The organism is Staphylococcus marylandisciuri (assembly GCF_025519785.1).
Taxonomy (GTDB): Bacteria; Bacillota; Bacilli; order Staphylococcales; family Staphylococcaceae; genus Staphylococcus; species Staphylococcus marylandisciuri.
In genome coordinates this window covers 108796-132752 of the sequence record NZ_JAOPKZ010000001.1, presented here as the reverse complement: position 1 = coordinate 132752, position 23957 = coordinate 108796, and the positions used below count along the sequence as shown (strand labels likewise).

The following is a 23957-nucleotide window of genomic DNA, read 5'->3' as shown; positions in this document are numbered from 1 at the left end:
AGCACTGCGCAATGATAAGAGCGTACATCTCTAATGTCCTTTCACATCAATCAAAACGAAGGGTAAATCATAGTATGATGAGGAGTGTATTTTGATGAGAAATATTCAAGCAAAGAAAGGTTTAGACATCGAGTGTAAAGATTGGGAACAAGAAGCAGTATTAAGGATGTTATATAATAACTTAGATCCAGAGGTGGCTGAAAGACCTGAAGACCTCGTTGTTTACGGCGGTATCGGGAAAGCAGCTCGTAACTGGGAAGCCTTTGAAGCTATTGAAGAAACGCTAAGAAATTTAGAAAAAGACGAAACGATGTTAGTGCAATCTGGTAAACCTGTGGCAGTATTCAAAACGCATGATGAAGCGCCTCGTGTGTTATTATCAAACTCTGTGCTTGTGCCAGAATGGGCAAACTGGGATCACTTTAACGAGTTAGATAAAAAAGGCTTAATGATGTACGGCCAAATGACTGCAGGAAGCTGGATTTATATCGGTTCACAAGGTATCGTTCAAGGTACTTACGAAACTTTCGGTGAATTAGCTAATCAACATTACGATGGCAAATTGAACGGAACGATCACTTTAACTGCTGGTTTAGGTGGAATGGGCGGTGCTCAGCCACTAGCTGTCACTATGAACGGCGGAGTTGTAATAGCAGTGGATGTTGACGAAACTCGCATAGACAAACGTATTCAAACATGTTATTGCGATGTGAAGACAGAAAGCTTAGATGAAGCTTTACGTTTAGCTGAAGAAGCTAAAGAAAAAGGTGAACCTTTATCTATCGCGCTTGTAGGTAATGCAGTAGATGTTTATGAAAAAATTCTTGAAAGAGATTTCAAAATTGATATCATTACAGACCAAACAAGTGCTCATGACCCATTAAATGGCTATGTACCACAAGGTTATAGCGTTGAGGAAGCGAATCAATATCGTAAAGAAAATCCTAAGAACTACGTTAAAGAATCTGAAGCATCCATGGCTAAACATGTTGAATATATGCTTGAGTTTAAAAACCGTGGTGCGATAGCATTTGATTATGGTAATAACATTCGTCAAGTTGCTTATAACAACGGCGTAGAGAATGCATTTGACTTCCCTGGATTCGTTCCAGCATATATTCGCCCGCTGTTCTGTGAAGGTAAAGGACCTTTCCGCTTTGCTGCATTAAGTGGTGACCCTAAAGATATAGAACGTGCAGACGAAGAAATGAAAAAATTATTCCCTGACAATGAAAAGCTTAACCGTTGGCTTGATTTAGCATCAGAAAAAATTTCTTACCAAGGTTTACCATCTCGTATCGCATGGTTAGGTTATGGTGAACGTGCTAAAATGGGTAAAGCTTTAAACCGCTTAGTACGTGACGGTGAAATTTCTGCACCTATCGTCATCGGACGTGACCATTTAGATTCTGGTTCAGTCGCTAGTCCAAACCGTGAAACTGAATCGATGAAAGATGGCTCTGATGCTGTAGGTGACTGGGCTATTCTTAATGCTTTAATCAACACAGCAGCTGGCGGTTCTTGGATTTCATTCCACCACGGTGGCGGCGTTGGAATGGGTTACTCACTTCATGCTGGTATGGTTGTGGTTGCAGACGGCTCTGAAAAAGCTGAACGTCGCTTAGAACGTGTATTAACTACAGATCCGGGTATGGGTGTAGTACGACATGCAGATGCAGGATATGAAAAAGCAATTGAAGTTGCTAAAGAAAAAGGTATTAACATTCCAACTATTACAAACAAGGGTGATAAATAATGAACGATTTAGTAATACAAAATATCGGTCAACTTATTCTACCTAAATCTACGGACAGACCATTAAAAGGAAAAGAGTTAGACGAATTAGAAATCGTTGAGAATGGTACTGTTGTTGTGAAAGATGGTAAAGTTGTATACTCTGGTCCTCATACAGAAGAATATGAGGCTAATGAAACGATTGATGCGCAAGGTAAAGTAGTTTCTCCTGCGCTAGTTGAAGCTCATACCCACCTCGTTCATGGTGGTTCACGCGAACATGAAATGTCATTAAAGCGTCAAGGCAAGTCTTATCTTGAAATCCTTGAACAAGGCGGCGGCATCTTATCTACCGTCGAAGCTACTCGTAATGCTTCTGAAGATGAGTTGTTCGAGAAAGCAGAAAAAGACATTTTAACAATGGTAAAATATGGTGTCTTAACTATCGAATGTAAGAGCGGTTACGGTTTAGACCGTGAGAACGAATTAAAACAATTACGTGTGGCACATCGTTTAGCAGAAAAATACGGTTTACGTATTAAACATACCTTCTTAGGACCACACGCTGTTCCTAAAGAAGCTGAATCTAATGAAGCTTTCTTACAAGAAATGATCGACTTACTTCCAGAAATGAAAGAATATGCGGATTTCGCAGATATATTCTGTGAAACTGGAGTATTCTCAGTTGAGGAATCTAAGAAATATATGGAAGCCGCTAAAGAGCAAGGTTTCAAAGTGAAAATTCATGCTGATGAGATCGATCCTCTAGGTGGTTTAGGACTAGCTATCGACGAGAATGCTATCTCTGGTGATCACTTAGTAGCTTCTAGTGATGAAGATAAAGCTAAACTTAATGATAGTAATACTGTAGCAGTACTATTACCAGGTACGACGTTCTACCTAGGTAAAGAAGAGTATGCAGACGCACGCGGTATGATTGATAACAACGGTGCTATAGCTATTGCTACTGACTTCAATCCTGGTAGTTGTGTGACGAATAACTTACAACTCGTTATGTCTATCGCCGCGTTGAAACTTAAATTATCACCTAATGAAATATGGAATGCCGTAACAGTCAACGCTGCTAAGGCTATCGATGCTGATGCAGGTACAATTAATGAAGGTGACACTGCGGATATCGTAATTTGGGACGCGCCAAATCATGAGTATATTCCATATCACTACGGTATCAATCATGCTCAAAAAGTTATACAAAATGGTAAAGTTATCGTAGATAATTCATTTAGCTTAGATCAATAAAGGTAACATGAGGTTGATGTGGCAAAGTGATGACCTCATTGGGAATAGGTTTAACTATGAGAGATCTTAATTTTAAGTAGCGATTCGTAGAGACGATGCTAACTTTACTTTCATTTCAAACCTTAAATCACTATAGAGGGAGCGGGACAGAAATCTTTTTATTCAAATTAGATTTCTGTCCCGCCCCTTTTTCTATAGCAATTAATATTTAGAGAGGTAAAACCATTGCTAGTGGATAGTCATAATAATTAAGGAAGAGTATATATGAGGAGAGCAGGGTAGCTATCAAATCCGAATTGCACAAAAATTTTGACAATAGTGTTATGATAGTTATATAAGTATTGAGATTGCGCTAAATTTTTTCGTAATGAAATTATCTAAAGTATTACTTTTTATAAAAAGAGATTGGAGAGTGAAACGTAATGCCACAATATGAGGATTACGTCAATTGGAGAAGAACATTTCATCAGTATCCAGAGGTATCTGAACAAGAGGTAGAGACAACTAAGCGCTTAAAGCATATTCTAGAAAATTATGATATTAAAATCTTAGATCTACCTTTAAAAACAGGACTTGTTGCTGAAATTGGATCAGGAGAAGATTTCGTTGCAATTCGAACCGATATCGATGCTTTACCTATTAACGAACAAGTTAAACATGAGTTTATTTCAACAAATCAAGGCGTTATGCATGCTTGTGGTCACGACATTCACATGGCTACTATTCTAGCCGCTACTACAAGCTTAAAGACTCAAGAGGACACACTTCACGGTCGTGTTCGAATTATCTTTCAGCCCGCTGAAGAACTTGGATATGGTGCGTCATATATAACAGAAACTCAAGTATTGGATGGTGCTAAAGCTATTCTCGGCTTCCACAACTATCCTTCTTTAGAAGTGGGTGAATTTGCTATTAAACCAGGCGTCTTGACTTCTGCAGTTGATCGCTTTGAATTCAAGATCTACGGTAAAGGTGCGCATGCAGCGACCCCTGATCAAGGTAAGGACCCTGTCATTGTTCTAGGACAGTTAATCAATAGTATACAATCCATAGTGAGTCGCAATCTATCAGCATTTGATTGTGCTGTTGTCACTATTGGTGAGGTATCAAGTGGTAGTACATGGAACGTGATTGCAGATGAAGCGTATGTTCAGGGTACTGTTAGAACATTTGACGAGAACGTAAGAGATCAAATACAACAACGTCTTGACGCTATTTCTCAAGGATTAGCTCAAGCGTTTGATGTAGACATCGACCTTAACTATGAACGTTTACCAGGCGCAGTGGTAAACGATGAGGAATTAACAGATAAAGCTATTGAAGTTGCCAAAAAAGTCGGTTATAAAGTTGAAATGTTAGAACAACCATTAACTATAGGAGAAGATTTCTCAGGTTATTCTAAGTACTATCCTAGTGTGTTCGCCTTAATTGGTTCTCAGAGCGAATACGATTTACATCATCCACTCTACGATCCGGATGAACGAATCTTAGAAAAAGCACCAGAATACTTCGTAAATTTTGTAAAACAATTGTTGAATAATTAAAAATTAAAAAACATGGGTAAGTAATTAGAGAGTTAGTATTTAATAAAGGAGTGTTGAATATGACAGCTCAAGATCCTAGAACTAAATTCTCTAGTGAAAAAATACCTAAACAAGAACAACCACTTCCTGGTTTACAAACCAAATTGGATCCTAAACCAGATTGTGGCGAAGAAACTTATCAGGGTTATGGTCGTCTAACAGATTATAAAATGTTAGTTACTGGCGGTGATTCTGCAATTGGCCGCGCAGCAGCGATTGCCTACGCTAAAGAAGGAGCAGATGTAGCCATCAATTATCTTCCAGCGGAGGAAGAGGATGCAGAAGAAGTTAAAAATGTTATTGAAGCTGCGGGACGTAAAGCAGTGCTTATTCCTGGAGATTTAAGAGACGAGCAATTCAACTATGAGCTCGTTGAGAAAGCTTATAATGAGCTCGGTGGTTTAGACAACGTAACGCTTGTCGCAGGACATCAGCAATATCATGATGACATTAAAGGCTTTACTACTGAAGCATTTGTTGAAACATTTGAAACGAATGTTTATCCTATCTTCTGGACAGTGCAGAAAGCACTAGACTATCTACAACCTGGAGCTACAATTACGACTACGTCATCAATACAAGGTTACAAGCCTAATCCAATCCTCCATGATTATGCTGCTTCTAAAGCTGCTATTATTTCGCTTACTAAAAGCCTTTCAGAAGAGCTTGCAGATAAAGGAATTCGCGTGAATTGTGTAGCACCAGGACCTTTCTGGTCACCACTACAAATTTCAGGAGGTCAACCTACGTCTAAGATACCTGAATTTGGTCAAAACACGCCGCTAGGTCGACCTGGTCAACCTGTTGAATTATCAGGTATTTATGTACATTTAGCGGCTGAAGAATCTAGCTATACGACAGGTCAAGTGTATGGCGTTACAGGTGGCGGCCAAATTAACTAGTTCATGGCGAAATAGATAATAGTTAGTGCGGCTGGGCTATCTCTTAGGTCTAAGTCATATTCACAAGGTGTTATCAGTTGTAGCTTCACTTAGTTAAAAAATGATAACTCTTGTTGGTTATGCTGCTCTTTCAGCCATGTATATATAGGTAGCAAGAGTTAGTAATATAAATATGTCAGTAGTTAAGAAGTGAGCGGGACAGAAATCTAATTTGAATAAAAAGATTTCGTAGTCCCGCCCCGGCAAGGATGACTAGAATTGAAAAAAGCTTGATACAAGCGCATTTTCAAATCAGTCATCTACTGCCAACATGTTGAAAGAGGCTGAGACATTACATTATGTCCCAGCCTCTTTCTCTCTAGTCAAAGACCATTATGTCCCAGCCTCTTTGGTTCAAATGTGATATTGAGTCATACAACGTGCTAGTCATTACTATAAATTTATACTAGAATGACGAACTCGACCTTGTGTTCTAGCTCTTAGAGTCCGCGTACCGACATTTCGTTGAACTCGAAGTAGCGTTTAGCAACCCAAAGGCTGGGTCTACATCCATTCGTCTTTATTTATAGGCCTTTTGCGTTTTAGCTTAAAAGGTTATGAGTAAGTTGAGATTTAATTCGTTTTTCATAGTGAATGATTACATGTTGATACGGTGCATGGTAATAAAAAGGGCTAATAATGATAGTAGTAAGTTAGTAACAAGAGTATCTATACAAAGACATAACGGTTTACTCCTGATATTCTCGGCTCTATTCTAACATGTAGGAGCTCAATAACTGTGTGATTATTAGGAGTAGAAGAGGCACGCTTTACGATCTTTTATTTAGAGTATAGTAAAGCGAATTTTAAATTAACAACTTATATTAGTTAGATAGATTTAGTTTAGCTATTTATATTAAGAGAATTAATTTATTTGCGGTCATGAGTTGACGCTTTAACTCATTTCATGTATTGTGAAACTAAATTTAATATCTTATCAAGAGAAGTGGAGGGACTGGCCCTGTGAAACTTCGGCAACATGTATAAGCGTGTGCCAATTCCAGAAGCATTGCATTGCTTGAAGATAAGATGTACGAGGTAACTATTTACTCTTTTCTTCTTGTAAGAAAAGAGTTTTTTTACTACATAAGGAAAGTGGGATAATATGCAAGAAGAGAAGAAAGGAAATTTATGGGCCCTATCACCGCTCATACTATTTATAATTTTATTCTTAGGCGTAGGAATTGCGACTGGAGATTTCACTATTATGCCGTTAAATGTAGCTGTTATGATAGCGGCTATATTTGGCTTGGTCATCCATCGCAAGGTTTCGTTCAATAAAAAGGTTGAAGTATTTACTAAAGGTGCAGGGCATTCTAATATACTTCTTATGGTCTTGATATATTTACTTGCTGGGGCTTTTTCTCAAGCCACTGAGGATATGGGTGGAGTTAAATCAACAGTTAATTTAGGTTTAACATTAATTCCTGAAAATTTCTTAATTGTTGGACTATTTATTATCTGTATGTTCGTCTCTATCTCTATGGGGACATCAGTGGGAACTGTAGCAGCTATAGCTCCTGTAGGTTTCGGTTTAACACAAGCGACAGACGTCTCATCGGCAGTAACAATGGCTACTGTAGTTGGAGGTGCAATGTTTGGAGATAACTTATCAATGATCTCCGACACTACAATAGCTGCTGTGCGCACACAACATACCAAGATGGGAGATAAGTTCAGAGTTAACTTTAAGATTGTGTTGCCAGGTGCCATATTAACGATGATTATTCTGTGGATTATGACTCATGGTGTTCACGTTTCTCATACTAAAAGTTATCATTTTGATATTATTAAGGTCATTCCATATATTCTAGTACTGGTACTGGCTATCATTGGCCTTAATGTTATAGTCGTCTTAATTGGTGGAACGATCTTATCAGCAGTCATTGGTTTAATTGATGGCTCCTATGGTTGGACAGGCTTACTTAAGTCGTTAGCTAAAGGTATTGAAGGTATGGAAGACATTGCTATACTTGCTATTTTAATAGGTGGCTTGGTGTCGATTATAGAATATTACGGTGGAATTCGTTGGTTGCTCAACTTTGTGCGTAGCAAAGTGAAATCTAAACGTGGGGCTGAATATGGTATCGCTACTTTAGTCAGTGCTGCAGATATTTCCACAGCTAATAACACGATATCCATTCTGATGTCTGGACCATTAGCTAAAGACATTGCGGATGAATATGAGGTTGATCCACGCAAATCAGCTAGTATTCTTGATATATTTGGTGGTTGCTTCCAAGGACTCTTACCCTATAGCCCTCAGCTCATCGCTGCAGCAGGTGTAGCAGGCTTATCACCTGTAGAGTTAGTACCGTATTGTATTTATCCTATATTGTTAGGCATCAGCGGTTTAGTAGCTATATTCTTTAAGTTTCCACGCTTAGATAAGAAGAGTCACGCGTCCCATTAGACGGAATAATCGCTTATTTAGACGCTGATCAGTATTAAACGAAAAGAATTTCGGAGATTGATGATAGAAATCTACTTTTAATAGTAGAACTTGATTGAGTTTATAAGCAGTATGACACGCGCTTTTAATATGTACATACTCCTTCCATATCGAAATTATTCCTGTAAGGTAAATATTTGCGGTAGGGTAGTCTCTCTGTTAAGCAGAGGCGGGGACATAATGGTCTTTGACTAGGGAGAAAAAGGCTGGGACATAATGTAATGTCTCAGCCTTTTTCAGCATCTTTGCCGGGGCGGGACTACGAAATCTTTTTATTCAAATTAGATTTCTGTCCCGCTCCCAACTTAACGGGGAGTTTCTTCTAATTTTAAGAACAAGTTGTAAAGTAAACGAGAAAGGTGCATACAGTTATTTCAAAAAGTTACTATTCGATTAGTAGACATCGGATTAGAATTGAGCTTTTAACATACGTTGACGTTTATCACGTTTTAAATGTAAAATGAATAAGTTGAATGATTTACTTATTAATCTTAGCTTTAGAAATAAGCTAAGATAGTAGGAACAAGAAAGCGGGTGAAACGAGTGGCGAAATATAATGTAGAAAATGAAAATGTAGAGATAGAAATTGAACGATTGTTTAAAGTAGATCCTGAACTTGCATATCAGGCGTGGGTCGACAAGGACTTCCTGATACATTGGTTTATGACGACTGAGCGTACGAATCAAACGTTAACTGTTAATGCTGAGCCAGAGGGACGTTATGAAATAATTGACGAGCGTAAAGGCAAGAGGAATTATGTAAAAGGTTCTTACATCGCCTTAGAACCGAATGGATGGATAGAAATGACGGTAGGTATGCCAGAATTGAGTGATTCTGAAGATCATATTACTGTAGAATTTCTAGAGAGAGAACCTGGTAAGACACACATGATCTTTACGTACACAGCATATGTACCTAAAGAGCGCCGTTTAACAACGCTTGAATATAAACAATTGAAGAAAGAATATCACGATTCTACAGCTCACGGTTTTGAATTAATGTTTGATCGTTTGCATGAACTGTTAGCAGATTATGAATCAAACGATTAAGTGTGTGAATAATTATTAGCTGTTTACGTCGTTGACTGGTGGAGGATAAGGAAGGCTCGATTATCAAAGTTAAAGCCTATTTCAATAGTGTATATCAAGTAACTGCGTAGTAGCTATTTGACTGTATCACTATAATTAAAGGGAGCGGGACTACGAAATCTTTTTATTCAAATTAGATTTCTGTCCCGCTCCCTTTTCATATTGCTAATAGTATTTTATTAATAGTGGTCGTTATTTATTAATTTTATAAAAGTTATGTGTAGGATAACAGTTTGCTTCTAACTATGAAATACGCTTAACTGCAACGCGAGGGCAATATTCCGCTCCATGTATATCAATGTGATGTGTAGCCATCTGATAAATGAGTTTCGCAAATACTTGAGCCGTACAGCACACGTCGATACGATGTTTGGTGAAGGTGTATGTGAGATGTTCGGTATTATCTAGCATCGTCATAATATCTATAATCTTATCTTTAACATAGGCATCGTGTAATCCATCCACATTTAGCTCAAAACGTTTAGATGAATGCATGAGCTTATTTGAGTCTAATAATTCTTTGTGATGGCATGCAATGACAATTTGATAAATAGAGTAATTATGGAAACTCAAAAAGCTAATAATATAGGGTAGTTGACGTTTAGGAATGTGTATTTCCAAAGCGAAAACATGATCCTCTTTAATGATGTTGAATTGGAATGGGTCACAAAATTGAACTTGTTGACAAAGTCTAGTCAATTGTTTTCGTGCACGACGTTTATTTAATTCGCCAATATTGATAACGAACGTTTCAGTTTTATCTAGAAACATAGTAACCTCCTCATCTGAGCTATTAGAGTAATTTTTCAAAAGTTTTTAAGCCATCCCAATATATTTGAGGTTATCTAAGACGCGACTTGCTGGGGATGAGCGTTACTTTATTCTACTAAATTGTATCACTGTAATTAGATTATAGCACTAGGTCTTTAGAATGAAGTTAAATAATAATTACAAAACAATTAAATAGTAGTTTAACTCTAATAACGATATGAAAACTTTGGAGGTAAAATAAAAGAGCTCAGATTGTCACACTAGAAGTTGAATGTTAACCAGAATAACGACCTTCATTAGTGAATTAATTGAGCTGAACGTTTACTAAGCTTTGGTAACTTCCCATCCTCCTCAAGGTAACGGGTAATGAATTGGAAAATAGAGTTTTGATCCATCCACCACTGATCTGAACAGACCTCTAAGCACTACTATAATATTTATTATGTTGTTATGTTACACTTTGAGTTATACGATATCGAGTTAATGAAGTGATTTAAATCATGGGAGTTCCGCTTATGTCTATAGTTGTAAAAACGCGAAACTCAGTAAATCATTTTATGAAGACAACTTGGTTTACAACAGACTAGCAAGGAGTAAATTAGAATGTATAGAGCAGTAATCTTTGACTTTGATGGTACTATTATTGATACAGAACAACACATCTACGAAACGATTAATCACTATCTAGAAGAGCAAGATGAAGCTTTAATATCCCGCTCTTATTACAGTGAAACAATCGGTGGGTCTGATGATCAACTGCGGTCGTATTTAGCAGAAACAATCGGGGAAGAGGAACAGACTCGTTTATACGAAGACATTCATCGATCTAGTGCTTCTCTACCTATAAGGCCTGAAATAAAAGAGATCATGACTATGCTCAAACAACGTCATATCCCTATGGCTGTAGCAACGAGTAGTTATAGAAAAGATATAGAGGAAGCCTATAATCATTTGGAACTTGGAGACTTTATTGATGTCGTTGTAGGGAAGGAAGATGTGGAGGAGGTTAAACCCAGTCCTGAGTTATATTTGAGAGCGGTTCAAGCTCTAAACTATAACCCTGTGAATTGCCTAGCTATTGAGGATTCATTAAACGGCGCTGAATCAGCAACCACGGCTGGGTTAGATGTAGTTATAAATACTAATAATCTTACTAAGCACCACGACTTCAGTTCAATTAACTATACAGATAAAGATATCACAGCTGAGCAATTGATTGAGCGTTATTTCGATAGAGGAGAGAAATAGATATGGGTTATCTCCTATTATTCTTTCTAGGCGGTCCAGTAGTATTAGCTATAGGAAATTTAGTTTTAGGTCCCATTTTTAATAAAAAAGTTCCACTTAGAATACATTTCCGTTCATTTATAGTTGCTACAGCTATCTATTTGATATGTGCGGGTTTATTTTATTATTTTATATTATCCCATTATTTCCACTTTTGATTAGAAATTAATAATATTATTCAGAAGAGCCCTCAAACATATGTGACTAGATTCTGAACACATAGTGAGGGTTTCTCTTATGTTTATAAATGAAACTGATTACAAACAAATCGCTTAATTTAGAGAATGAATTGGAAGATGAATGCGATTGAAACTAAGACGAGCAAAATAACATCTACACCGAGAATAATTTTAAACCGTGTGGCATGTTGACCACTTGCTTGAGCTGCCTTTAAACCTTTGTAATTAGCTACTGTACTGCCGATTAATAATATGATTAATATAATTCCTATTATCGCTTTCATCGTTTACCTCCGTTGCTTTGATGAGATGAAATAAATTCCCAGATGTATGCTGCTAAAACCCCTACAATCAGTCCTACTATAATACCTATTTTGAGAGCTCCTAGCACAGCACCAATAATGATTGCTAAAAGCATACAAATGGGGATAGTAACACCAAATTTAATCTTTCTTTCTGGTGTGTTCATCAACGCAAATAGAGTATAGTAGAGCAAGCCAAAGACTAATGCAGCAAGAATCGACTTGCCGATAACCATCCCTATAGAGCTTTCATGTTTGTTAAATAAATTAATGAGTAGGAAAATTATGCCAAACGCACAGGCAATGACGATAGAACGCGCCATGAGATTTTTAGACATAGCTAACTTATAAACTCCTTTATTAAGATTATAAAGATTATATCATATATTAATAAATTTTAAGAGTGACCTCCATTTGCATCAAATATATGGTAAAATAGTTGTATTCTATTTGTGGTGTATATGTGTATTTCTGAAAAATACAGTTTCTAACTTTTTTTGAGTAAATCTTAGTTTTATTAAAATGGTTAGAAAGGCTAAGTAAAGCAAGATTAAGTAGACTTAAAAAAGTAATCATACATAATATTGTGAAGATTCTTTGAAATAAACTTTGCATTTTAAACGTAAATCACATAGAATAAATAAAAAGAATGTAAGCCCTTACATTATCGTCAAAATAGCACTTTAATCTTATTGCGGAACCCGTTTCTTATTATAGAATTACTTTGTGTACATAGAGGGAGAACAATTCGTATAGTAATAGTGGAATCCGTTCACAGATGACAGATAATACTAGGTCTTACAGAACTTAGAAGAAATTTAAACTTTCTTCATTAGACTTTTAAAGAATTGGGGTTTGAATTATGGCAGAGAACAATGAATTACAAAGGGGTCTGAGTGCACGTCAAATGCGAATGATTGCACTCGGTGGAACGATAGGCGTAGGTCTCTTTATGGGGGCAACGAGCACAATTAAATGGACGGGGCCTTCAGTTATCTTCGCATACTTAATCGCCGGACTATTTTTATTCTTAGTCATGCGAGCAATGGGAGAAATGATTTATCTCAATCCAACAACAGGATCTTTTGCACACTTTGCAAGTGAGTATATACATCCTGTCGCTGGTTACATCACTGCATGGAGTAATATATTCCAGTGGATTGTTGTAGGTATGAGTGAGGTCATTGCAGTGGGTCAATATATGAACTATTGGTTCCCTGACTTACCGCAGTGGATTCCAGGAGTTATAGTAGTCTTCTTATTAGCGGCAGCCAACTTAACTTCAGTAAAAGCGTTTGGTGAATTTGAATTCTGGTTTGCAATGATTAAAGTTGTAACAATTATTTTAATGATTATTGCAGGTTTCGGTTTAATCTTCTTCGGGTTTGGTGCAGGTGGACATGCTTCAGGTTTGTCTAACTTATGGGCACATGGTGGATTTATGCCGAATGGTTGGGTAGGCTTCTTCTTTGCTCTATCCATTGTCATCGGTTCATATCAAGGTGTGGAATTGATAGGTATCACTGCAGGTGAGACGAAAGATCCGCAGAAGAATATTAAATCAGCGGTCAATGGTGTTATTTGGCGTATCCTCATCTTTTATCTTGGTGCTATCTTCGTCATTGTAACAGTTTATCCATGGGATCAGTTAGGAGAGATCGGTAGTCCTTTCGTTGCAACCTTTGCTAAAGTAGGTATCACATTCGCTGCCGGTTTAATTAACTTCGTTGTCTTAACAGCAGCAATGTCAGGTTGTAACTCAGGTATTTTCAGTGCGAGTCGTATGATTTATACATTGGCTCAAAAAGGCCAAATGCCTAAATCATTCTTAAAAGTTATGAAAAATGGTGTGCCTTTATTTGCAGTTATGGCGATTTCAGTGGGGATTTTAATAGGTGCGTTATTAAATGTTGTATTACCTAAGATTATCCCAGGTGCTGGAAATATATTCGTATACGTTTATAGTGCTTCTATTCTACCAGGGATGATCCCTTGGTTTATGATACTTATTAGTCACTTGAGATTTAGAAAGTTACACCCTGAGCAAGTAGAGGGTCATCCGTTTAAAATGCCAGGAGGTATGGTTGGTAGTTATATCACTATCGTGTTCTTCCTCATGGTCTTAATCGGAATGCTATTCAATAAAGAAACGGTTGTATCTGTAGTTATTGGTATTGTATTCCTAGCACTTATGACAGCATTTTATTTCATAAAGGGTTACCATAAACTAAGTAAGAAAGAACAAGAGTTTTAATAAAAAAGCAGAACAACCTTGAGTATACTTTCGTTAACTCTAAAGGATAATGTTAATTTAGTAATTATTTGATGTGTAATGTAAATTAAACAAAGCGAATGGTTATTAATATCATTTAAGAACTTTAATTAAGGATAAGGCTTTGAAATCACAATGATTTCGGTCTTATCCTTTTTTGTTCACGACCGGTGTGCAACATGTTAAAAAGTGCAGATGGTTGTTAGCATCATGAATAGATTTGTAGGGGGAGGTTGTGAACTTTATAAGCTTTTAGTTATATCATCATTACAGTATCTCATCTATCTCTTTTCGGTAAGATAAAAAAGCCAGCACTCAGTCTCGTGTTTGTGAGAGAAGCAATCTAGAAAGATACTTCTGAAACACTCATAAACACACAAGACTTTCAAGTGCTAGCTGGATTTAAAGAATCAAAATGATTGGTGAAATTAAGGTCTATCGTCTTTATCACAATCATTTTTAGACGTCCGATTAATGTTTAAAGTGAATATTTGAAATATGTTTACGGTAATTATCTAATGCCATCTTGGATTGCGTTATTGAATCCAGTGAATTTTGGTAATTTAAAGCGATGTAACGATAATACAACACATCTACTGTAAAGAGTTGGGCAAATAGTGAAGTGGTAGCTGCCATTCGTAATTCATTTTCATCTGTTTGCCCGTAAGTTAATGTATGGTCTGAGATTTGTGCAACTGGGTTATCTTTCGTACTTGAAATCGTAATGATAGAAACGTGGTGATCTGCAGCTACTTTCGCCATGGCTTGTAACTCGCTGTGACTGCCGTGATTGGTAATAAATACCACACAATCGCGATAGTCATGTGTAGCTAGTGTAGAAGTCAGTTGATGCGTTTCTGTGATAAAGCGTACATTTAAGCCTATGCGTGAGAATTTTTGGAACAAGTCAGTAGCTATCACATATGAAGCACCATAACCGAATAGAAACACTGTACGAGCTCTCTTAAATTGATCACAAATAGCACCAATATCACGCTCATTTAAATGTATCGAAACATCATTTAGCGTTTCTTTAGCACGGGTTAATAACTTATTTGAAATACTAGCAATTGATTCATTATCCACTAATTCCAGTAAATTATTTTTCTTAGTGTCATCAGGAAGAAAACGAGAAATAGATAACTTTAAATCTTGAAATCCTCCCTCAGCTACTTTTTTACTAAAACGCACAATAGAAGCAGTACTGGTGCCTATTTCACTAGCAAATTGCTGAACAGACATCTTAACGAGATAATGTGGTCGGTTTAAAACGTAATCTGCAATTTTCTTTTCACTTTTAGTTAATTTATTATATACTTTTTCTATTTTAATAAGTACGTTGGTCATATTAATCACCTAATGTATCCGAGTTTCTCATTGATTTCGTAGTTCCGAATAAGTATGTGAATACGAAACCTCCTGCATATGCTGCAAAGAGACCCGCAATATAACCTAAATACATATGATCTGAAATTAACGGTAGAAGCGACCAACCACTTGGTCCTACTGCTTTAGCACCGATATGACCAATGCCGCCAATTACTGCGCCACCAATGCCACCACCGAGACAGGCTGTGAAGAATGGTCTCCCTAATGGAAGCGTAACACCGTAGATAAGTGGTTCGCCAATACCTAATACACCTACGGGAAGCGCGCCTTTGAGCGTATCCCTAAGCGTTTTGTTATGTCGGCAGCGAACCCATAGTGCTAGAGCTGCACCTACTTGGCCTGCTCCAGCCATCGCAGCGATAGGCAAGAGGTAAGTTGCGCCCGTCTTATTTATCATCTCAATATGGATAGGTGTAAATATATGATGTAAGCCTAACATAACCAATGGTAAGAAGAAGGCACCAATGATAAAGCCGCTAAATATACCGCCCACATTAATAATCCAATTAATGACGCCTACTAAACCATCTGATACGAATCCTGCTAAAGGCATAATAATAAATATAGTGAGTAAGCCGATGATAAGGAGAGTAATCGTTGGTGTAATGATGACATCTACTTCATCAGGAATGACTTTGTGTAATCGTTTTTCAATGAGGCTTAAGAGCCAGACTGCAAAGATGACACCGATGATGCCTCCTTGTCCTGCTTGCAAATGATCGCCAGTAAACAGGTTAGTAATGGCTTTATTATCATCTAATCCTGTTAATAAGGTCGTACCGCCAATCACGCCACCTAAACCAGGAGTAGCGCCAAACTCCTTAGCAGCATTGATACCTGTAAAGATTGCAAGGTAGGCTAGCATACCATCTTTAATGACACCGAATATTGTAACTAATTGAGTAAAAAAGGCGCCTGAAATATAATGAGCAGTTAACAAATTCTCAATAACGGCACCTATTCCTCCGATTAATCCGGCTCCAATAAAAGCTGGAATTAAAGGAATGAAAATATTGGCAATAGTCTTAAAGAACTTGCTCATTGGTCCGTTCTTCTGCAGGGAAGAGTATGCTTGCATATTTTTCTGTGCTTTAGCTTCTGCAGCTTGCTTATAAGTTTGGTCTGAATGGGTCGGAGAGGCTCCGCTCACTTCAGACATTTGATTCGCTACTTTGCTTGCTTTTCCTGGGCCAACAACGATTTGTAAACGGTCGTCTTGGACCACGCCTAAGACGCCATCAATAGCTTTGAGTTGATCGTAATTGATGTTCGATTCGTCATGTACTTTTACGCGAACTCGTGTCATACAATTAATAACGTTATCAACATTGTCTATGCCACCAATGGCTTCGATAATCTCATCTGTTAATTCTTGAATAGTTGCCATATGAATAACCTCCTCGTGTTCAATATGGTTTGGGCTAAGACAAGAGTTAAATTTTATTAAAAATATTGTGATAGAAATATGGAAATTAATATCAATTTTATTAATTTATGAGAACAGTTATTAAGTATTGCAACTAAATGTTAATAAATTTAGAGCGTAGTAAGCTCGCTCAATAAATCAGAGTTAAGTTAGGCATTTCTTTTCTATTCTTAATAAACAGTGTTGTGGATGACTAAATTAACGCTTTCTTAATCTGTCCATTATTAGCTTCTAAACGTTTAGTAGCTATCTCGTACGAACATTGTGCAAGGTGCATGACTACTGCAGGCTTTAAATGATAGTGTGCCTCTTTGTATAGCGCTTCCGCTTCTTCGAGATTTAAATCGCATATATCTTGAATGATACCAACAGAACGTTGGATTAATTTTTGGTTTGTCGCTTGAAGATCTACCATTAAGTTTCCATAAACCTTACCTAAACCGACCATCGTCATGGTAGAGATCATATTTAATATTAATTTTTGGGCTGTACCTGCTTTTAAACGAGTGGAACCAGTTAATACCTCAGGTCCAACGTTAATTTCGATAGGGTGGCTTGCAATATCACTGATAGGCGTATTAATGTTGCATGAGATAGCGACTGTAGTAGCACCTACATGATTTGCATATTCAAGTCCGCCTACTACGTAAGGTGTCTTTCCACTAGCTGCGATCCCAATAACTACATCTTTTTCGCTTAACGAAAGTGCTTTTAAATCTTGAGTAGCGAGGATATCACTATCTTCGGCACCCTCGACTGCCTCTAACATCGCTTGTTGTCCACCCGCTATAAGACCGATAACATCGTCCTTTTTAGTATTAAAGGTAGGTACGCATTCAGCCGCGTCTAAAACACCAAGTCTGCCACTCGTACCTGCCCCCATATAGATTAATCTGCCACCTTTTTTCATTAACTGAGTAATGAGGTCTATAATGTGTGCTAGTCGAGGAATAACTTTTTCAATTTCCTTAGGTACAAGTTGATCTTCTTCATTCATAGTGCGCAGTGCTTCTTCAGTAGTCATTTCATCAAGTTGCATCGTTCTCGGGTTACGTGCTTCGGTTGTCATCCGATTCATTATTTCATCTCCCTATGTCTCGACTGCAAAGTCAAAAGTATCATTACTACTTAAACAGTTCAGCACCTCTAAGTCTTTTTCGCTTACCATACCAACACAATTGACATGTGGATGTGAAGGAAGAGGATCTTTAATTATTTGTAGCTCACCTTCATAACGACCATTAAGACAATTGTCGATTGTTATGGAACCGACTTCACGCTTATAACAATAGGCAGGTGTAACAGTATCGTTTAAAATAGATCGTGCTTCTTGTGAACGTATAACTGATTCAGGCCCATCGTAGCGGACGGTATGCACTGCATTTATAAGCTGACGGTTCGCATTTGAATCTTGAGTAAGCGTGATAGTTAGAGTGAAATGCCGTTGATGAATAGCTTTATATAAACGTTTCGCTTCTAGTAGTTGTAATTGAATGTCTCCTACAATAACATGATTGATTTCAGTGTCAATTAAGTGCTGAGCACTAAATATCGGATGAGATTTACGATTTGCTTCGAGCGTTGGAAGTCCCTTGAATAGAGGGCCTCGTTTCTCAGTACCACTGATAAAGCCATAGATAGTAGCTTGAGGATTAAATTCTCTAATGAGTTGATTTTGTTGTTTAACAAATACGTCATTTAATCCAGTGTCTGGACGAGGATAGTAATTATGACAGTAGACTATATTCTTAAAGTTATCGATTGGTGATAGTTGATTAAGCAAATCTCTTGAAATGGTACTCGCATTCAAACAACAGTAGAAGCCTTTAGCGGTAAATTCTTTAATTAAATCTAGAGAAGTAAATTGATCTAATCTAATAACATAATTCCCATGTGGATATTCAGAAAGTAACTGGTAAAACGAATGATTCAGTTTAGAAGGGTTAACATCGATGATAAAGGTTAGTTGGTCATGTTGAAAGTGATATAATAAATCACTTAACTGTTGATAACAGGTAGTTGTGTCTTCTTCAGGAATTTGTAGAGAAGTGAAGACAGTCTTATATCCGATATCAATCATAGATTGTATATATTTATAATCAGTTTTCTCTCCTAAATAAACTGAAAAACCGGACATAATATTATCCTCCTAAACTGTAATCGATTTCATTCTACACCACCTCTCGTAACTTTACAATTTCATTTCTATAAATTTTCAATTAATATTGCTAATCATGTAAAATTTTATCGATTTGATTGTATAAAGAAATAATTTTGTTTTGAGTGTCTATAATATAAGCCGTTCTCTTACCAGCCGTTAACTCTTCTAAAGGGTAGCGTTCTAATTGAGTGAGTTGATCGCAATACTTATGATGAAATAGTGTAAAGGACGTATGGTCTGCAGCGTTTATCCTTTCTAATTCTTCTTTCACATAGCTGATAATACGCTCTTGGTATAATTGTTTTTGCTTCTCATTTTCATAGATTGCAAAGTGATACAGTTCTATATGGTGAAGTAGAGTATAAACATGTTGCTGTAGAGTGAAAAGTTCTTGAAAGTCTATCATGGTAAGAATCCTTTCTTAAAATTGTTAGCATTCCGTTTATCATGTTATAAAGAGTGAATGCTTTATGAGTCGTGGAGGGTTCGATGTGAGGTGACAAGGGGATGCGAAAATGTATAGCCTTAAAGATATAGTTTGGAGAGATTATCTTAGTCTCCCAATATTTATTGTCGCTATGACAGGAATTTTGATTTCGACATAAAGGGTTGACTACTGGGGCGGGGGGATGAGTTGAAAGAAGCTCTTATATCGGTTGTAATAGTGGCTTATGTGATTGCTAAAAAGCGTTATGATGTTTTGTTGAAATTAAAGCGTTTGATCACTTTGCTAAGAAAGACATCTATATAATTAGGATCGTGGCTGTTAATCAGCGTTATATTTTTCGTGTTTATGTTCTACTTTAAGCGCATGAAACTATAGTCAACTTGCTACTTAAGAGATATCAACATTCTTGAACTTAAAGATAACCAAGAGATTGATCATCTGTTGACAGTCAAATCATTTTCATCCTTTATCTTCATCGTAATGGTTAGACAGCACCTATTGTTGAAGAAACTTCTTTAGACATTTGAAAAGAGGATAGTGAGGTAAAAAATATAACTTTATTAGTGTGAGTATCATTTCAGCGCGTTCTTGAAACTTTCACGCTAATTGAATATGGGAAATTATCTTATTGAAGCTAGTGTGCTTGTAGTTGTGTATTTAAAAAACTGGCAGATATCTAATCATTTTTTATAGTAATACATATATTAACTAACTTTTATTATCGCTTTGTGCGATTAACTTGCATAGATGAGAATGGGGACAGGAGTAGCTGAGCTACAAATACTACCACCTTTGTTAAATATAGCGTCTGTGTTAATTACTCAGGGACGGACAGAATTTCTAAAGATGTTAGCGTATCGCTTTTTTGAATTCGAGTTAGCTTAGGGATAATAATGAAATTTATTAGAAAATCGGTATTGTCTAAAGTTCATGTTTCTTTGAGATGAGTTTGGTAATTATTAAGTGTAATGTCATGCGTTTGAATCTTCTTCTCAAAGGAATAGGAAATATCTTCAATATCTATGACAGAGATGAGGTTAGTCTTACCTGTCCCAATTTCAAATATTACAGCATTCCACACGCCTTGCTTACAAACCATTCCTATAAAGATCACGTTCTCTGTTTGTGAAGTATCTTTACGCGTTCTATACTCTATAGACATTACATTTCTCTCCATACTGTAAATTAGAATATCAGTATAAAATTGGGGCAGTAATGTTTCTGAGTAATCCTCGAATTTAATGTATTTATCTAACTTTTTTAAAGTGCTACGAAGTTTAGTATATGGTAAATTTAAACATTGCTGGATGATGGGTTTAATATCATCTTTGAATGGTAGCGACGAGTACGATTGGCTTTCGTTTAACACTAGAAATAATGCAATAAGTTGGTCTTCCGTTAAGTGAAGTGCGTAGTTATGAGGTGCTTCAGCAATTTGGTATCCACCGTGCACACCATATCTAGCGATGATTCTCACACCTTGTTTCTCAAGATCGTCTATATCACGTAGGATAGTCCTCTTAGAGACGCCGAGTTGATTTGCTAGAGTTGAGGCAGACATTTGATTATTAGATTGAATCTTTTCGATAATTTGATTTTGGCGCTCTTTTTTACTCATAATTAAACACCTCTTTTGACATTACTATTTACACTTATTATAGCATAAATCGCACAGTGGCGACATTTCAGGAGTTTAAAAAGAAAAGTCGAAAAAAATTTTAAGAAAACGCTTACATTTTTAAATTAAGTATGCTAATATAGTAATTAGTAACAAGGGGATAACGAATGAGAACACTTAGGGGTAGACTATTTATTAATAGTTAGATGTTTCTTATTCGTATGCGTTACTATTCAAACATCTTCAAAATATTTATTACTTACTTTCCTTTCTATTTTCCGGCTAGAACAATCTAGTCGGTTTTTTTATGATTATAATTAATGAAAGAGCTAAACTTAAAAAATGTTTATGATAAAATATAGCTAAATTAATAAGTCAAAAGATAATTAAAACGTCAGAGGTGAGATGATGGATGACAAATCACTTCAAGTGATAGATGAGAGAGTTCAAACATGGTTGAGAACGTTAGATGAGATGATACCTAACTTAGTTAAAGATATGCAGTTATCAACAAAACAAAACCGCTATGACTTAGTGACCAATGTCGATCGAACTATACAAAATGATTTTGAATCGTTTCTACACGAACACTGCCCTCAACATCAGTTACTAGCTGAAGAAAAATCTAATGAAGACATCAATCCTAAACGAGGACACACGTGGGTTATGGACCCTATTGATGGCACGATGAATTTGGTTAAACAGCAAGAAGATTATTGTATTATTCTAGCTTACTTTATTGATGGGCAGCCAATGCTCTCATACATATATGACTACCCGCGACAACAGCTTTATCATGCTAAACGAGGGAGTGGTGCTTATGTTAATGGCAAGAAACTACCCACACCACCCCATATCCCTCTACAAGAAGGAATTTTATCATTCGGCGCACAGTTCGTTAATGCTGAAACGTTAAATGATTTGTTTGAAGCCGCTTTTAGTTATCGTTCTATTGGCGCATGCGGATTGGACTCTATTCGAGTAATTAAGGGTCAATTTGCGGCCCATTTTAATACTAATCCAAAGCCGTGGGATATAGCAGCACAGTTCTTATTTGCTGAGGAATTAGGGTTGCGTATGACCACGTTAGACGGTGAAGAGATAGACTTCACGAAAGCAGGACCATTTATAATTAGTAACTCAGGGTGTCATCAAGAGGTGTTAGATATTCTAAATAGCAAAGGAGGTTATATTTAATAATAAAGGCGAAGAAAAGCGTTTAGAATCTGAGCAGAACTGCACGATGAGCACAAGTGTCTTCCAAAGCATAAACGCGAGTAGCAATGTTTTGATCGCGCGTTTATGAATACAGCAATTAACACAAAGAGAATCGCGAACCGTAGGAATTATAGGGATAGCTTGGTCAATAAGATCAACCGCTGTGAGAAAAAAAACTTACAAGTACGCTTTATTCCCAAGAAGATCCTACTTCAAGCGTTAAGCATCGTTAGGTTTGGCTAAGCGGTGAGTAGTTGACGTATAGAATTAAATTGAAGGTTGTTTATTAAATAGCAAAACTTAATAGTAATTAAAAAAATAAAGAGATAGGAAGTGATGTGAGTGAAACGCTCAGATTACTATGAACAGAAACCTAAGCACGGAGTACTTAGAATTGTTATGTGGGTCCTCGGCATCTTAGTAATATTTGCCGTAATCTTTATGCTTTACGTCGGGTACAAAATATTTGCAGTTGGAGGGACTATACATAGCCCTCTAGATCGTGAGAAATCATCACTTAGAAGTCATTCAGTAGACTTGGATAAAGGCGACCCATTCACGATTGCTTTATTTGGTGTCGATTCAGATGCTCAGCGTGCTGAAAAAGGCGGGGGTCAACGCTCAGATACTATCATGGTGTTATCTATTAACCCTAATAAGAGAACAACAGAAATTCTTAGCATCCCCCGAGATACGAAAGCGGAGATCGCAGGCCGTAATTCAACTGAAAAAATCAATCACGCCTATGCTTATGGTGGGCCAAATATGGCAGTAAAATCGTTAGAAAAGCTATTAGATGTACCTATAGATCACTATGCTACAATAGACATGGATGGTATGAAAGAAATGATCGATACTGTCGGAGGGATAGATGTCACGAGTAATGCGACGTTTTCATATGACGGTCAATCCTTTTCTAAAGGTGAGCAAGTACATTTAAATGGTGCTCAAGCGATGGCTTTCATGAGAAGCCGCAAAGAAGAAGGTGCCGGTGGTGACTTCGGGAGACAAGAACGTCAGCAAATTGTTATTCAAGGATTAGCGAATAAATTAACAAGTGCACGCTCACTCACACACTTCAATGCATTGATGAATCAAATTAAAAATAATGTTAAGACAGATTTATCCTTAGGAGAATTGAGCAAGGTGCGCAGTCATTATAAAGAAGCTAATGATGAAGTTAATCGACACCAATTAGAAGGTTCTGGTGGTATACAAGAGGATGGATTATACTATTTCGTTCCTAGTGATAGTTCACTCCAAGAGAACAAACAAATTATAAACTCAAATTTAGATCTATAGAACTATAAGCGAGAGTCGCTGTTTTGAGGTAGTAAGAAAATGATGAGGAGAATTTTCTTACTACCTTTTTATTTTTATGGTCGTAGAGACGTATAGCTGAGTATCATCTTGAGTGCTAAATCTGTAGATAGTAACATCATCCCTCTAGCATTGGTAGCGCTAAAAGTAATACCAGTAGTTAGCATTGAGATTGCTATTGAGTAGAGATAGGAAGGATCACATTTGAGTAGTTTGTCATGTCTAAGTTCCAAACTTTCAGCGGACTACTTCTTATATCCTCCCCTTATAGTTCAGATATAGAGGTCGGGATAAAAGCGTTTATAATTTGAGCAGAACCGGGACACGGGAGCGGTATGAAACTATTTAATAACGAGTGAATGGATTAAGAGGAAAAAGTGTACAAATACTTAACAATTATAATTTTTGAGTATAGAATAGCTTTAAGACATTCTGTTTTTGTGTGGGGCATTTAAAGCAGATGTTATGCAACGTAAGATGAGGCAAGGGCATTAATTTAGATGAGGG

At 36.9% G+C, this 23957-nt stretch carries 21 protein-coding genes and 1 riboswitch; of the genes, 11 read left to right on the top strand and 10 right to left on the bottom strand.

The features are described 5' to 3' along the window. The first annotated feature begins 94 nt into the window (after window positions 1–94). The 4 genes from hutU (at window position 95) to N9R04_RS00695 (ending at window position 5479) form a co-directional block, all read left to right on the top strand. Window positions 95–1756 (top strand): urocanate hydratase, encoded by a 1662-nt coding sequence (hutU, locus tag N9R04_RS00710; protein WP_262853613.1) that lies wholly within the window; start codon window positions 95–97, stop codon window positions 1754–1756. Further along, window positions 1756–2994, top strand: a complete 1239-nt coding sequence (gene hutI / locus N9R04_RS00705; RefSeq protein ID WP_262853612.1) for an imidazolonepropionase — start codon at window positions 1756–1758, stop codon at window positions 2992–2994. Before hutU ends, hutI begins: the two co-directional genes overlap by 1 nt. Window positions 2995–3416: 422 nt before the next feature. Next, window positions 3417–4538: an amidohydrolase gene (locus tag N9R04_RS00700; protein WP_262853610.1), complete on the top strand. Its 1122-nt coding sequence runs from the start codon at window positions 3417–3419 to the stop codon at window positions 4536–4538. 59 nt (window positions 4539–4597) lie between these two features. After that, window positions 4598–5479 (top strand): SDR family oxidoreductase, encoded by an 882-nt coding sequence (locus N9R04_RS00695; RefSeq protein WP_262853608.1) that lies wholly within the window; start codon window positions 4598–4600, stop codon window positions 5477–5479. Window positions 5480–5596: 117 nt separating this feature from the next. Here N9R04_RS00695 and N9R04_RS00690 read toward each other — a convergent pair whose 3' ends face one another. Beyond that, entirely contained in the window at window positions 5597–5725 is a 129-nt protein-coding gene (locus N9R04_RS00690; protein ID WP_262853606.1) for a hypothetical protein, read from the bottom strand. Window positions 5726–6449: 724 nt separating this feature from the next. Further along, window positions 6450–6549, top strand: a riboswitch (SAM riboswitch). Window positions 6550–6623: 74 nt separating this feature from the next. Between N9R04_RS00690 and N9R04_RS00685 the strand changes: the two genes are divergently transcribed. Next, the gene (locus tag N9R04_RS00685; protein WP_262853604.1) at window positions 6624–7931 is read left to right on the top strand and encodes a Na+/H+ antiporter NhaC family protein; all 1308 of its coding nucleotides are present in this window, start codon (window positions 6624–6626) and stop codon (window positions 7929–7931) included. A 582-nt stretch (window positions 7932–8513) separates the two neighbouring features. Next, window positions 8514–9020, top strand: coding sequence for an SRPBCC family protein (locus N9R04_RS00680; protein WP_262853603.1), 507 nt, complete (start codon window positions 8514–8516; stop codon window positions 9018–9020). Between the two features lie 282 nt (window positions 9021–9302). On the opposite strand, the gene N9R04_RS00675 is transcribed toward N9R04_RS00680, so the two are convergent. Continuing rightward, window positions 9303–9830 carry a hypothetical protein gene (locus tag N9R04_RS00675; RefSeq protein WP_262853601.1) on the bottom strand — a complete coding sequence of 176 codons (528 nt, stop codon included), beginning with the start codon at window positions 9828–9830 and terminating at the stop codon, window positions 9303–9305. A gap of 603 nt (window positions 9831–10433) precedes the next feature. Here N9R04_RS00675 and N9R04_RS00670 point away from each other — a divergent pair. Further along, window positions 10434–11078: an HAD family hydrolase gene (locus tag N9R04_RS00670; RefSeq protein ID WP_262853600.1), complete on the top strand. Its 645-nt coding sequence runs from the start codon at window positions 10434–10436 to the stop codon at window positions 11076–11078. Between the two features lie 2 nt (window positions 11079–11080). After that, window positions 11081–11275, top strand: coding sequence for a hypothetical protein (locus tag N9R04_RS00665; RefSeq protein ID WP_262853598.1), 195 nt, complete (start codon window positions 11081–11083; stop codon window positions 11273–11275). A gap of 119 nt (window positions 11276–11394) precedes the next feature. Here the strand turns inward: N9R04_RS00665 and N9R04_RS00660 are convergent, their stop codons facing one another. Both N9R04_RS00660 and N9R04_RS00655 read right to left on the bottom strand, forming a co-directional pair. After that, window positions 11395–11580 carry a hypothetical protein gene (locus N9R04_RS00660; protein ID WP_262853596.1) on the bottom strand — a complete coding sequence of 62 codons (186 nt, stop codon included), beginning with the start codon at window positions 11578–11580 and terminating at the stop codon, window positions 11395–11397. Further along, window positions 11577–11936: a hypothetical protein gene (locus N9R04_RS00655; RefSeq protein ID WP_262853594.1), complete on the bottom strand. Its 360-nt coding sequence runs from the start codon at window positions 11934–11936 to the stop codon at window positions 11577–11579. The genes N9R04_RS00660 and N9R04_RS00655 overlap by 4 nt, the downstream gene beginning before the upstream one ends. Window positions 11937–12460: 524 nt before the next feature. Between N9R04_RS00655 and N9R04_RS00650 the strand changes: the two genes are divergently transcribed. After that, window positions 12461–13852, top strand: a complete 1392-nt coding sequence (locus tag N9R04_RS00650; RefSeq protein ID WP_262853592.1) for an amino acid permease — start codon at window positions 12461–12463, stop codon at window positions 13850–13852. 489 nt (window positions 13853–14341) lie between these two features. Here N9R04_RS00650 and N9R04_RS00645 read toward each other — a convergent pair whose 3' ends face one another. The 6 genes from N9R04_RS00645 to N9R04_RS00620 all read right to left on the bottom strand — a co-directional run bounded on the left by N9R04_RS00645 (window position 14342) and on the right by N9R04_RS00620 (window position 20912). Then, window positions 14342–15217, bottom strand: coding sequence for a MurR/RpiR family transcriptional regulator (locus N9R04_RS00645; RefSeq protein ID WP_262853591.1), 876 nt, complete (start codon window positions 15215–15217; stop codon window positions 14342–14344). A 1-nt stretch (window position 15218) separates the two neighbouring features. Then, on the bottom strand, window positions 15219–16646 hold the full coding sequence (locus tag N9R04_RS00640; protein ID WP_262853590.1) for a PTS transporter subunit EIIC: 1428 nt from the start codon (window positions 16644–16646) through the stop codon (window positions 15219–15221). A 232-nt stretch (window positions 16647–16878) separates the two neighbouring features. Then, window positions 16879–17763 carry an N-acetylmuramic acid 6-phosphate etherase gene (gene murQ / locus N9R04_RS00635; RefSeq protein ID WP_262853589.1) on the bottom strand — a complete coding sequence of 295 codons (885 nt, stop codon included), beginning with the start codon at window positions 17761–17763 and terminating at the stop codon, window positions 16879–16881. A gap of 12 nt (window positions 17764–17775) precedes the next feature. After that, window positions 17776–18822 (bottom strand): MupG family TIM beta-alpha barrel fold protein, encoded by a 1047-nt coding sequence (locus tag N9R04_RS00630; RefSeq protein WP_262853587.1) that lies wholly within the window; start codon window positions 18820–18822, stop codon window positions 17776–17778. Between the two features lie 91 nt (window positions 18823–18913). Further along, window positions 18914–19252 (bottom strand): hypothetical protein, encoded by a 339-nt coding sequence (locus N9R04_RS00625; RefSeq protein WP_262853585.1) that lies wholly within the window; start codon window positions 19250–19252, stop codon window positions 18914–18916. A gap of 970 nt (window positions 19253–20222) precedes the next feature. After that, entirely contained in the window at window positions 20223–20912 is a 690-nt protein-coding gene (locus N9R04_RS00620; protein ID WP_262853583.1) for a helix-turn-helix transcriptional regulator, read from the bottom strand. A 408-nt stretch (window positions 20913–21320) separates the two neighbouring features. On the opposite strand from N9R04_RS00620, the gene N9R04_RS00615 reads away from it, so the two are divergent. After that, complete coding sequence (locus tag N9R04_RS00615) at window positions 21321–22109, top strand: inositol monophosphatase family protein (protein WP_262853582.1); 789 nt, start codon at window positions 21321–21323, stop codon at window positions 22107–22109. Between the two features lie 363 nt (window positions 22110–22472). Beyond that, complete coding sequence (locus tag N9R04_RS00610) at window positions 22473–23432, top strand: LCP family glycopolymer transferase (RefSeq protein ID WP_262853580.1); 960 nt, start codon at window positions 22473–22475, stop codon at window positions 23430–23432. Window positions 23433–23957: the final 525 nt, after the last annotated feature.